General features: G+C 38.8%; 8 protein-coding genes. 7 read left to right on the plus strand and 1 reads right to left on the minus strand.

Annotated elements, in window-relative coordinates:
* Positions 1 to 54: 54 nt before the first annotated feature.
* The gene (gene hemL, locus A8B79_RS04970) at positions 55 to 1,353 is read left to right on the plus strand and encodes a glutamate-1-semialdehyde 2,1-aminomutase (protein WP_066218809.1); all 1,299 of its coding nucleotides are present in this window, start codon (positions 55 to 57) and stop codon (positions 1,351 to 1,353) included.
* A gap of 259 nt (positions 1,354 to 1,612) precedes the next feature.
* A complete protein-coding gene (locus A8B79_RS04975; RefSeq protein WP_066218813.1) occupies positions 1,613 to 2,512 on the plus strand; it encodes a TIGR01777 family oxidoreductase in 900 nt (299 codons plus the stop codon).
* Between the two features lie 27 nt (positions 2,513 to 2,539).
* Here A8B79_RS04975 and A8B79_RS04980 read toward each other — a convergent pair whose 3' ends face one another.
* Positions 2,540 to 5,176, minus strand: a complete 2,637-nt coding sequence (locus A8B79_RS04980) for a hypothetical protein (protein ID WP_066218816.1) — start codon at positions 5,174 to 5,176, stop codon at positions 2,540 to 2,542.
* 110 nt (positions 5,177 to 5,286) lie between these two features.
* Here A8B79_RS04980 and A8B79_RS04985 point away from each other — a divergent pair, with 110 nt between their 5' ends.
* The 5 genes from A8B79_RS04985 to A8B79_RS05005 are packed head-to-tail and all read left to right on the plus strand — an operon-like array spanning position 5,287 to position 12,976.
* Positions 5,287 to 7,389, plus strand: coding sequence for a BatA domain-containing protein (locus tag A8B79_RS04985; RefSeq protein ID WP_066218819.1), 2,103 nt, complete (start codon positions 5,287 to 5,289; stop codon positions 7,387 to 7,389).
* Positions 7,390 to 7,974 (plus strand): hypothetical protein, encoded by a 585-nt coding sequence (locus A8B79_RS04990; protein WP_066218821.1) that lies wholly within the window; start codon positions 7,390 to 7,392, stop codon positions 7,972 to 7,974. It begins immediately after the preceding gene.
* A gap of 23 nt (positions 7,975 to 7,997) precedes the next feature.
* Entirely contained in the window at positions 7,998 to 9,287 is a 1,290-nt protein-coding gene (gene hflX, locus A8B79_RS04995; protein WP_066218824.1) for a GTPase HflX, read from the plus strand.
* A gap of 3 nt (positions 9,288 to 9,290) precedes the next feature.
* Positions 9,291 to 9,956 (plus strand): CBS domain-containing protein, encoded by a 666-nt coding sequence (locus A8B79_RS05000; protein WP_066218827.1) that lies wholly within the window; start codon positions 9,291 to 9,293, stop codon positions 9,954 to 9,956.
* A 32-nt stretch (positions 9,957 to 9,988) separates the two neighbouring features.
* Positions 9,989 to 12,976, plus strand: coding sequence for a tetratricopeptide repeat protein (locus tag A8B79_RS05005; RefSeq protein WP_066218830.1), 2,988 nt, complete (start codon positions 9,989 to 9,991; stop codon positions 12,974 to 12,976).
* The last annotated feature ends 73 nt before the right edge of the window (positions 12,977 to 13,049 follow it).

Consider the following 13,049-nt stretch of genomic DNA (forward strand, 5'->3'; position numbering starts at 1 on the left):
AAAAGTAGGAGCGTATCGCATACGCTTTAATGAAAACAGAGTATATATTTACCCATGGAAAACACCAACAGCAAAGCATTATTCGAACGAGCACAGAAAGTAATTCCTGGTGGAGTGAATTCTCCCGTTCGGGCATTTAATAGTGTAGGCGGATCTCCGGTTTTTATAAAGCGCGCAGAAGGTGCTTATCTTTTTGATGAGGACGGAAACAAATACATAGATTTTATCGGTTCGTGGGGACCAATGCTCCTCGGTCATGCTGATCCTGATATTGTAGATGCTGTTCGTGAAACTGCCTTGGGATCAACTTCTTTTGGTGCCCCAACTAAGTTGGAAGTTGAAATGGCAGAACTGATCACAAGTTCCGTTCAGGGAATTGATAAGATCAGAATGGTAAATTCCGGAACGGAAGCCACTATGAGCGCCATCCGCGTTGCCAGAGGGTTTACGGATAAGAATAAGATCATCAAATTTAAGGGTTGCTATCACGGTCACGGAGATTCTTTTCTGATCGAAGCAGGAAGCGGCGCTTTAACTATGGGACAACCAAGTAGTCCGGGCGTAACTGAAGGAACGGCAAAAGATACATTGAATGCTGACTACAACGATATCAACTCCGTAAAAGAATTAGTTGAAGCAAATAGTGATGATATCGCAGCGATCATTTTAGAGCCTGTTGCCGGAAATATGGGATGTATTCCTCCGGTGAATGGATTTCTACAAGACTTAAGAGCATTAAGTGACGAACATAACATAGTGCTGATCTTCGATGAAGTGATGACCGGATTTCGTGTTGATTTCGAAGGAGCTCAAAAAGTGTATGGAGTGACTGCCGATCTTGTTACTTATGGAAAGATCATCGGTGCAGGGCTTCCTGTTGGTGCTTATGGTGGAAAGAAGGAGATCATGGAATACGTTGCTCCAACCGGACCGGTTTATCAGGCGGGAACGCTTTCAGGAAATCCATTAGCGATGGCTGCAGGTTTGACCATGTTGAATAAGCTGAAGAATAATCCTGATGTATATGAAGATCTGGAAAGAAAATCGGCCCGAATTGCAGAAGGGATGACCAAAACCCTGGAAGCTCACGGAATTACATTTTCAGCAAACAGAGTGGGTTCCATGATCGGTTTATTCTACTGCGAAGGACCTGTGACTTCATTTGCTGATGCTAACAGAACAGACAAAGAATTATTCAGCAAGATATTTCATGGTATGCTGAAAAGAGGTGTGTATCTACCTCCATCACCGTTCGAAGCTTTCTTCTTATCCAATGCACTTAGCGATGATGATATAGAACTTACTTTGAATGCTTTTGAGGAAACTATAGAAGAGATTTCAATTAAGAATTAGTCAATTAAGAATGTGACAATTGTGGCATTCTTAATTGGTAACCGATTAAATCCTCCTGGTCCCGGACGCTCTGTGTCGGAATCAACTATGTTGTGAGTAAAATAATGAGTAGAGTTAATGCTTCTCAAATGGTTTCCGGCTTTGAAAATACTTATTCTCAAATAATTCTTTAGCTAAGACGAACTTACAAATGAACTAAAAATTCTTAAAAAAGCTTGTCAAGAAAAAGAAAGACAGACAAATTTAGATTTTGTAGAAAATGAATATCCTGATTACCGGTGGAACCGGGTTTATTGGTAAAGAGCTTAGAGAGACGCTTTTAAAAGCCGGGAATAATCTTGTGATCATTACAAGAAACCCAAAAAAGTATGAAGATGAATCAGCTTCTAATCAACGGTTTGTTAGTTGGGATGATGATCTGGTTTCAGAAATGGAAAATGCTGATGCAGTTATTAATCTTGCGGGCGAAAATCTTTTTGGTCAACGTTGGAATGAGCAAGTAAAAGAAAGTATCTATAACAGCCGGATTGACTCTACACGATCTTTGGTAGAATCAATGAGGTCAGCAGAGAAAAAACCGTCAGTTTTTATTTCAGCATCAGCATCGGGAATTTACGGAGATCAGGGTGACACGGTATTGTCAGAAGAGTTTGAAGCTGCGAATGATTTTCTCGCAAGTGTTTGTAAAGATTGGGAAGAAGAATCACAAAAAGCCGGAGAAATCGGAGTTCGTGTTGTAAATCCAAGAATAGGAATTGTTCTTGAAGAAGGAGGTGGAGCATTAGAGAAAATGATCCCACCGTTTAAATTCTTTGTTGGTGGTCCAATAGGAGATGGAAAACAATATATGAGTTGGATCCATCGATCTGATCTTGTAAAGGCCTTGGTATTCCCGATTGAAAATGAAAAACTGGAAGGGGCATATAATGTTTGTTCACCAAATCCCGCAACAATGAATGAAGTTGCCGAAACATTAGGAGATGTAATGAACAGACCATCATTTTTCAGAGTGCCCAAATTTGCCCTTGATATAGTTTTGGGAGAGGCTGCTCAGCCAATTACAGGAAGTATCAGAATGCAACCCAAAAAACTACAGGTTACAGGTTTTGAATTTCGATTCGAAGAATTGGAAGAAGCGCTTGCAGATATTATTTACTAGAAGGAAAGAATCTTTCATTCTTAATCGCTAATTAGTCCTCAAAATGGTCCAACACCGCAAACCTTCTCTTGTCTGTGCAATTAGTTCTTTTTGACCATCTCCATTCAGGTCAGTAATTATAGGATATTTCATCCCGGAAGTAGGTAAATCGTAAAAACGATCACCTGTAAGTACATCCCAGGCAAAAAGGCGTCCAAATTCCGCCAGTGCCAACATGTTTTCATTCTTATCATTATCAATATCAATCAACATTGGCTGAAAAGTATTCGAAGCGGGTTGTCCAAGATTCTCAGTTAATCTCAGCTCTCCAAGAAGATTAAAACCAAAAACAGAACCATTTCTACTTTGTGCAAGAAGTAAGTCTTCTCTGAAAAAATCAGTACTGTCTCTTAAGAGTACGTTTTCCGAGGCTCCAACAGAAAGTAATTCATTGTTGGTTACATAAAGAGATTTTACAGAAATGGAATCCATCCGCACAAAAGTTCCTAGAGAATCACTGAAGCTTGGATTTTTCCCTATAGAATAAAAGTTTCCATCGGATCCGGCTCCGTAAACAGAACTTTCATAGATCATTGGGGATCCATTAAAACCGGCATTAACAAATTGAGGATATCCGGGTCTTACAGCCCCATTGCGCAACCAGCTGTGTAGAATATTTTGAGAGAAAGCCCAAACAGACCATGTTCCATCCACTTGTGCAAAAACAGGTTTTGATGTTACAGCTGTGTTTACAGATTTAGGCCAACCGGACACATTTTCGCCTCTTCCGTCAATGACATGAATCAATCGGTCTTCAGTTGCAGCAATTACTTCAGGAATGCCATTTCTTCGAACATCGGTTACTACGATTGGAGCAGTTATTTGCTGATTTAATTCTATCGGAAATTTCGGAAGGAGCGTACCACTCTGATTCCATGCGAATATCTTAGTTCCGGCTCCAAGCATAATAACAGGCTGGTTGTTTCCGTACCAGTCGTATAAGACAGGGCTCCCGACCGGAATACTGCCATTGGTGGAGGTTTGGAGTACAATAGTGCCATCACCTGCAACAGCAACAACATTTCCATTTTCTGTTGCATAGATTATTTCATCACCGGAGCTCCCAACTATATCTCCGAGAATTGGCGCCCCTGTTAGATCACTATTAGAAAGTGATGTTACCCAAAGCTCTTGATAAGGCTGTGTAGAACCTTCTTTATTTTTAGTACCTAAAGAAAAATCTACTGAAGATTGATTCAATCTCTCCATAGTAACATATGCCAGATCAAATTGATTGAGTAAACCTGTGGCAGCATTTTCTGGAAGTAAAAAAGGTTCTATAAAGCGTTGAAACTCTGAAGATTCCACCCATACAAATCCACTAATTTCGGACGGGAGATCTTTTCGAATAGCAGAATAATCATCGTTGTAATAAATAACTCTGCGTCGAGCCCGATCAGATTCTACACTTTCTGAAAGACCTCTTCGGTTTGAAATCACTGCTACATCTCTTGAGAATGAAATATAGAAATCAATAAAAGGACTAAGTTCAGAACCTATCAATTCAGACAGCACAGTGCTGCTTACAAAATAGGAATCACCGATTTTGGAGATCAATTCTTGCTGACGGAGTTCTTCCAACTTCTGCTGAAAAACTCTAACATTCTTTAATTTGCGCATGAAAAGAAACTCTCCATTAGAAACAAGTCCGGATTCTGAGAAAGTTTCTACGGCAAAAGGGTCGTCGATAGTCGAAGCCAACTCTGAATAAAACGAGTTGGAATTCAAAAGAAACTTATCAAGATCTGTAAGTCGAGTGTCGGGTTTTCTGGGTATAACTTTTGGGGGGAGACGAAATAATGCAAAAGATGCGGCATTTCCTGCAATAAAACGGTCCAGTTCGATCGGTGCATTTTTTGAAGAAAGTGCGCCTATGAGAGCAGAACGGGATGTGTCTGACAACATGATTTTCCCGGAAAGGTTTATCCGGGAATTAAGTGAATCTCCCGAATTACTAAACACCAATGAAGCAGAATTTGAACCGGAAAACGATCGATGGACAGATGGGCGATAACCCACATTTACGAATTGTTCTACCCAGGAATCGAGTTTTGGCGTATTCATTATAAGCTGTCCCGGATAAGCATCGTTTGGAATACTCATAGAAGGAGATGCTCCAAGATATGATCTTATTGAAGACTCAACAGCCAAACTCGAGGATGAAAAAACTATCCAATTATGAATCTGAGAAGCATAGAAAACAGGACTGTTGTCCGTTTCTATTTTATGGATCGTATTCCCTTTGATGGTATAATAATTTTGAGAAAGTGGTTTGTAGAACTTCTTTACCCAATCATCAATAGGTTCTTGAGAATTAATGATCCAGATAAGTTCTGACTCTGTAGATTTAGAAGGAAACATAGCAACCCCTTTAAGTGAAATCTTAGAAAGGATCTCCGGATCAAAATTAGAAATTTGTTGAGCGGAACTTGCAGTCATATCATCAATAATAGATGCGTACCTTGTTTCAGCAATAGATGAAATTGTTACACCTTCTTTGGGAATAATTAAGAAGCTCGCTTCAGAAGGAACCAAAGCTGTCCAGGGTTTTTCACTCATGGATGAACATGACCAAAAGAACGAAAAGAAAAAGGTTGTAATTAGTAGCGAAAGTACTCGTTGCATAAATGGATTTAAACCATCTTTTTTTGAATATTGATATTATACTGGCTAAGTCTCTTTAACACAAAAAGTTCCTGCCCGATCACAATAAAAGTAACATTTTTTTAAGCTAAATGAGTTTTCTAAATCCCATTTTTTTATTTGCCTTAGTAGCTGTGGGTCTTCCGCTGGTTATTCATTTGCTGAATTTGAGAAAACCCAAAAAAGTTCAGTTCTCAACTTTAGCCTTTTTTAAAGAGTTACAAAAGACAACGATCAGGAAAATAAAGATTAAACGATTGCTGCTTTTGATGCTCAGGTTTCTAGCCATAGTATGTCTGGCAATGGTATTAGCGAGGCCTTTTCTTCCTCCTTCATTGAGTACAGGCGCTGTAAATAATCAGCCAACTTTATACGCAATTTTGCTCGATAACAGTATCAGTATGAACAGAATAGGTTCAAAAGGACCTCTAACTGATCAAGCAAACGACTTGATCCAAAAAATATTAGATGTTTCCGGCGAAAAAGACAGATTTATCATCCAAACCACAAATGGTGAGCCGCTGAATCTTTCTATTTCAAGTGCAGGTCAGGTGGAGAGGAGAATTAAAGATATAGAAGTAACAAAAACAGGATCCTTTATATCAGAAAGGTTAAATGGTCTGTTATCTGCTTTAGACACAGCCCCCTATCAAAATAAAAAGCTTTATATAATCGATGACAGAAATCCTGAACTGAAAGAAGTATTAGAAGAAAGAGCTGATGATTTAAGTACTGATCTTGCTTTAACAATTTTGAATGTTGAAGATGTTAAAGTGCAAAACACATTTGTTTCAGAAATAACTACTTCATCATCGATGGTAGGAAAAGGAATTCCGTTTAATGTAGAAGTATTGGTTCAAAATGAAGGCGAAGTTATCGCAACAAATCAATTTTTAACATTAACAGTCGGAGAAGAAACAATTGGGCAATATTCTCTTCAAATAGACCCGGGGGTTTCTCAAAGTTTTTCGTTTGAGATAAATCCGGATTCGGAAGGTTCCATTACCGGTTCTGCAATAATTGAAGGCGATGATTTTACCCAAGATAACGAATACTTTTTTTCTGTTCAGATTCCAAGCAAACGAGATGTGCTCTGGATCACCTCAGAATCCGAAAATCCAAATGAAGTTTCTTACACGTCCGTGATTCTGGATGCTCAGCTTGAAGGAAACAATCAAATTAACTACTCCAAAACCACATTAAATAGTCTTTCCAACTATTCTATAGAAGAATTCGATGCTCTGATCCTTGAACAGATAGATGAGATCCCGGAGTTTCTGTTTTCCGATATTCAGCAGTTTGTACAAAATGGAAAGGGAGTTGTATTTTTTCCTTCCGAAACTGCGAACATCCAAAATTACAATGATTTTTTAGCTCTTTTCAATGCGGGAGATTTTGCAGGTATCCTGGGTGATTACACATCCTTTAATTCGATAGCAAAAGGGTCAGTGCTGTTAGAAGATCACCCTGTTTTTGAGGGGCTTTTCCAAAGAGATTCTGATGAAGAATTGAATTTTACTGTTCCCGATATCTATTATTATTTGAAATTAAGAACCAATAATTCAGGATTGGGATTAAACATAATTGAAATGAATAACGGAGATCCTTTATTAAGAGAAAAGAAATTCGGAGAAGGACGGGTTCTGTTGTTTACTATCGGGAATGATCCCGGCTGGTCTAATTTTCCGGTAAAAGCCATTTATGCGCCAACCTATTATCGTACAATTTTATATGCCGGCTCATTAGAAGAAGGAGGATTGACTTATAAGTATTTAGGAAAACCATTTGAGTGGAGCGGGGATGCCGATGCTCAGCAAACAGAGTTAATTTATAATGATGAAACCATACAGGTAAATCCCCGCAATATTGGAGGAGCTATTTCACTGTCATATACCGGATATGAATGGGAGCCCGGTTTGGTTACTATTACTGATGGAGAAAAGATGTATAAAACAGCTGTTAATTTATCAAAAAGCGAATCGAGCTTTAATTCGGAGAGAGCGTTGAGTCCTGAGGTTTCTGATAGGATCAATATTGTTGATGCGGGTGCGTTAACATCAACAGAGATAACAAGTGAAATTAAAACCAGTGGTTTTGGAAAGGAGATTTGGCATTGGTTTATGCTGGCAGGATTCTTGCTCTTAGTTACGGAGTCTCTGGTATCCATTTTTTATAAAGCAGAAACAGTTACATAATTGAAAGAAATACTGTCCATATTTTTCCAGGGTGTAATTGTATTATTTACAATTTCATCAACTTTATTAGCCGGTTATTCTGTAATGAATAAATTCAGGTTAAGAAAGGTGAGGATGAGTTGGAGAGCAGGAAAATTCGCCGGATATCCACTTTTTGCTACGGTTTTTTTAGTATTAATTGGTTCTTTGGGAATTGTTGCTCTTTTGGTAAATGATGTGAGCAGGTTTCCTACTTTTGTTTGTTATGTTTGGATCGGTTGTATGTGGTTTATCGCCAGTTATCTGGCGTCTAAACATTATATAACTGATTATGGTATTGTGAAGAATATCAATGAACCATCTCAAACGATCCCCTGGTTTCAGATTCTGGATCAGGTAGAGAAAGAACAAAAAGAAGGAGTTGAGTATTCTTTTTCATATTCCGAATTGGACAAGAGTCTCACTGAAGGTTTTAAGCAGTTGAAGATCTACGTTCCCAATAGTAAAAGAAAGAGATTCGAAAAAATCGTATCTTTAAAGTTGAAAAATCGGTTTGAAGGACAAGAATTACCCGATATTGATTTAAAAAATTTACAAAACGAATAAAATAAAAGAGAAGAGATAGATTATTGTTAGACGACATTAAAAATTCTGACATAGAAAAAGAACGAGTGATGCTGGTTGGGCTGTACGGTCCGGATACCACAAAATTTCAGGCAGAAGAATACTTAGAAGAATTAGCATTGTTGGCAGATACTGCCGGTGGAATTACTGTCGAAAAGGTGCTTCAAAATAAGACCAATCCGGATATAACTACATTTGTTGGGAAAGGAAAGCTTCAGGAGTTGAAGAGACTTAAAAGTGAACTGAATATCGACACTATTATATTCGATGACGATCTTTCACCTACTCAAGTCCGAAATATAGAAGCGGGAACAGATGCCAAGATATTAGACAGAAGCGCTTTGATCTTGGATATTTTTGCCGGAAGAGCTAAAACAGCGGCTGCTAAAACTCAGGTAGAATTAGCTCAGCTTCAATATCTGCTTCCACGATTGACAAGATACTGGACTCACTTATCCCGCCAAAAAGGTGGAATTGGTACAAAGGGTCCGGGTGAAACTCAGATCGAGACTGACAGAAGAATAATTGGCCAACGCATAGCTACGCTTAAAGACAAGCTTACAAAGCTGGACAAGCAAAGAACTACCCAGCGAAAAGGCAGAGAGGGTATGCACCGTGTTTCTTTGGTTGGATATACCAATGCGGGTAAATCTACTTTGATGAACGCGCTTACGGAAACAAATGTGTTAGCAGAAGACAGGTTGTTTGCTACATTAGATTCAACAGTAAGGCGTCATGAACTTGAAAACCATACCATTTTATTATCTGATACGGTTGGATTCATCCGAAAGCTTCCGCATAATCTGGTAGAAAGTTTTAAATCAACGCTGGATGAAGTAAGGGAAGCAGATGTATTGCTTCATGTGATTGACGGTTCTTCCAAAATGGCTCATGAATACAAAGAAGTTGTTGATACCACTTTAGAAGAACTTAATGCAACCAATACCAGAACGATCTTAGTTCTCAACAAAGTAGATATGATGGATGCAGATCAGATCAGAGAAATGAGATCAGATTATCCGGATGCAATTTTTGTATCTGCAGAGCAAAGTATTGGACTTGATGAACTGGAAGAAAAAATTGAGCAGATGATCGAAAGTGAATATGAAGATCATACTCTGCAAATTCCGATGAGTAAATACAAAGCAGTTGCCTTTATTCATGAGAACGCAAATGTAGATAAAGAAGTTTATGAAGGTAGTGATGTTGAGCTTACATTCAGTATGGCTGAAAAAGATTTTGAGCAACTTTCACACTTGTTGAATACTATTGGTACAAATGGAGAAGTTATATAGACTATGTTAGTTAACGAGATTTTAAATACTGAAATAGCACCACTGAAAGAATCAGATCCGGTTTCTTTGGCATTGGCAAAACTTGATCTGCTCCATATCAATAAGTTTGTAGTTGTGGATACAGATCATAAGATCAAAGGTATGATCAGTATTGAGACACTGGCGGAGGTTGTTGATGAAAATACTATTCTCACAGATCTGCCTTTGGAAGAGATCATTTCGGTGCCTATTACACAACATCTTTTTGAAACAACCCGCCAAATGTTTGCTAATGAGTTGTACGTTCTTCCGGTTACCGACAACGAAAACAATTTTCTGGGACTGGTTCGCAAAAGAGAAGTACTGAACGGTTTGGGAGATATCTTTAATCTGTCGTCATACGGTTCCGTTATTACTATAGAACTCGCTCAAATTGATTACACTTTATCAGAAATAGTTCGGATCATAGAGACTGAAAACGCAAAGATTCTGGGAATAGCAGTTCAACAACCTAATGATGTGCTCGACTCAATAAGAGTATCCATCAAGTTAAACTTGGAAGATTCTTCTGTTGTAAGTGCTGCTCTTCGGCGGTTTGATTATGTAATTGTTTCAGAAGAAAGCAGTGAAAATATGGAAAATAATTTTTCTGACCGTGCGGACGAACTTATTCGCTATCTTGACATATAAAAGATAAACTCAAAACAATATTCCAGCGATAAATGCGCCTTCTGTTTCAAAGCAGCTTACTTTTTATATTCATTCTAACTTCAGGATCGCTCTCAGCACAACGGATTCAGGCTCCAAAAACTGATGCATACCAAACCGGCGTAGATCTATTCGAGAAAGGTTTTTTTGAAGAGTCATTGAAAAAACTCAAGCAATTTAGAAGCAATTATTCCGGATCAGAATTAACCCCTTTTGCTGATTATTATATAGCCCGGGCCAATACCGGCATAGATTCTTCCGGAATAGAATATTACTATCAGAATTTTATTCGTGATTATCCCAAACATGATCTTTCAAAGAAGTTATTAAGGGATCTTGGTCATCGCTTTTCTGATAGCGGAAAGTATGACGAGGCAATTTCATACTATCAGGAATCTTTGAAGACGTTTAACACAGTAGCGACATCAGCCGAGACTGAATACTGGGTTGCCGAAGCAGCAGCTGAAAAAGGCGATAATGCAGAGGCAAGACAATATTTTTTGACATTAGCTGATAAGTATCCAAGAAGTAGTTGGTCTCCAAAAGCTCTATATGCCAGAGGGCGCTTATATCTTTCTGATAATGAATTCGATTCTTCTTCTATAGCATTTGAGGTTTTAAAAGATCGATATCCTAACAATGAAATTACCAGAAGAGTCGGAACAGCACTTGGGGAATCTTATTATCAACAAGGAAAGTACCAGGAAGCAATAGATGCACTTAAAGCAGCAATGGCATACCTGGATGATGTATCCAAAGAAAAGGCGATCTTCCTGATTGCAGAAAGCTATAATTTTCTTGGAGATTTTAAAGAATCGTCAAAAGCATATTTGCAGTATCTGAATTTAACAAAAGGTACAAGCAAAGAACGAAGCGCACACTATGGACTCGGGTGGTTATATCACAAACAAAAGATATATCACTGGTCAGCCGATTCATTCGAAAAAGCGGCAACGGGAGACGATGAACTCGCTAGAAAAGCTTTGTACTATGAAGCTATCAATCAGAAGCTGGGTGGACAATATGAGAATTCGCTGAATACATTTTCTGAGTTCGGTGAACGCTACAAAACAGGACTTTGGGTAGAACAAGCATTTTATGAATGGGCTGTTTCTTCTTTCGAGTCGGGGCAGTATGGAGATGCCATAGAAACGCTGCTTACATTGATCAGAAATGAGAAAAATCTTCAGGATCCCGGAAAAGTTTATACACTTTTGGGCGAATCTTATTTTGCCAATAATGAATTTACCAGAGCTAGTATAGCATTCGAAGAAGCAGAGAAAATTGCTGATATAGATCCGGAGCTTCGCCGGCAAGCACGTTTCCAGAAAGCATGGATATTATATAGAAACCAAGCTTATGGAGAAGCTCAGCCGGTATTCGAATCTGTTTATGCAGAAACACCAACTTCTGAGATCGGAGCGGAAGCATTATTTTGGAGTGCTGACAGTTATTACAAACTTCGTCAATATGGTGATGCTGCTCAGAGATTCTCAATCTTTATAAGAAATTATCCCGACCATGAACTCATAGGCGCTGCCAGATATTCGTTGGGTTGGAGTTATTTTGTAACCGGAGATTATGAAAAAGCAGTGGCTCCTCTGGAAGCTTTTTTAAATGACTATAACCCTCCACCGATTGCGCTTTTTCCTTACGATACGGACACTCAATTAAGAATTGGCGACGCTTATTATGCACAAGGGAAATACAGAGAAGCGATCAGTTTTTATAACAAAGCGATTGGAGCCGAACCGGGAGGGGATTACGCAATGTTTCAGGTTGGAAACAGCTACTACCGTTCGGGGAGAACATTTGAAGCTGTAACTACTTTCAGAAAAGTTCTTCGCATTTATCCATTTAGCAGATTAAAAGAGCAGGCTCAATACAACATAGCTTACATTTATTTGAACTCGGATAATTATTCTCAGGCCATTGAAGAATTTCAGACGGTGATCAATAAATATCCCGGAACTGAATGGGCAGCAAGATCTCAGTATAACATCGGAGATTCTTATTACAACTCCGGAGAGTATGAACGAGCTATTGAAGCATATAAAAATGTATTGCAGAATTACCCCAGAAGCAGTTACATCATAGATGCTGTGAACGGAATTCAATATTCTCAGTTATCATCTACCGGAGTAGATAGTAGCTCAGCTGTGTTAGAAGACTTTTTAAGTAACAACCCAAGTAGTGGAACGGCGGATCGATTGAGGTACCGTCAAGCAGAAACTATTTACCAAACGGGAGATTATGAAGGAGCGATCAAAGAATTTCGCCAGTATCTGAGAATAACTAATTCGGATAACCTAACTCCTGAAGCATATTCCAATTTGGGAGATTCTTATCGCCAAACTGGTCAAATTGACAAAGCTATTAGTGCTTATCAGACGATTGTAGATGAGTTTCCGAATGATGACCAAACACCATCAGCTTTAATAATACTTGGGAATCTTTATAAAGAGAGAAATGAATTTGATGTATCTCATCAGTATTTCGAGTTGCTGCTTGAGAAGGGTTCACGATTCAGCCAGGAAGCTTATGTGGGGATGGGATCAGCAAGTTTAGCTGCAGGACGAACGGGTGCTGCAAAGTCAGAGTTTGAAGAAGCTTTAAAAATAAATTCAGGAAATCCGGCTGCAAATGTCGGGCTTGGAAAAGTCGCTGTAGCTGAAAGCAGATACGAAGATGCACGCCCATTACTTGTTCCGGTGGCTGAAAAAAGTACGACTATAAGCGGCGCAGAAGCTCAATACTATCTGGGAAAGATCGAACAGGATCAGAATAATTTTGAAGCAGCGATAGAAAACTATTCTAAAGTTCGGGTATTGTTTGAAGCATTTGAAATTTGGGTGTCAAAAGCGTTGTATAATTCGGCGGAATGTCATATTCGATTGGGTAACAGAGGCGAAGCAATGAGCATTCTAAACGGAATCATTGAAAAATACCCTGATACCGAAGGAGCTGTGCAAGCGCAATCTTTACTGGATTCTACAGAATAGATCGTACGCATTTAGAATTTAAGGTCAGCTTGCTGAATATCTTATCTTCAAATTTTCTACTTTCAAATACACT

The sequence above is a fragment of the Balneola sp. EhC07 genome, assembly GCF_001650905.1.
GTDB lineage: Bacteria > Bacteroidota > Rhodothermia > Balneolales > Balneolaceae > Balneola.

Bases quoted from the DNA above. Each gene is read 5' to 3' on its own strand.
- A8B79_RS05005 (WP_066218830.1), top strand. From the start codon at position 9,989: ATGCGCCTTCTGTTTCAAAGCAGCTTACTTTTTATATTCATTCTAACT.
- A8B79_RS04975 (WP_066218813.1), top strand. From the start codon at position 1,613: ATGAATATCCTGATTACCGGTGGAACCGGGTTTATTGGTAAAGAGCTT.
- hemL (WP_066218809.1), top strand. From the start codon at position 55: ATGGAAAACACCAACAGCAAAGCATTATTCGAACGAGCACAGAAAGTA.
- A8B79_RS05000 (WP_066218827.1), top strand. From the start codon at position 9,291: ATGTTAGTTAACGAGATTTTAAATACTGAAATAGCACCACTGAAAGAA.
- A8B79_RS04980 (WP_066218816.1), bottom strand. From the start codon at position 5,176: ATGCAACGAGTACTTTCGCTACTAATTACAACCTTTTTCTTTTCGTTC.
- A8B79_RS04985 (WP_066218819.1), top strand. From the start codon at position 5,287: ATGAGTTTTCTAAATCCCATTTTTTTATTTGCCTTAGTAGCTGTGGGT.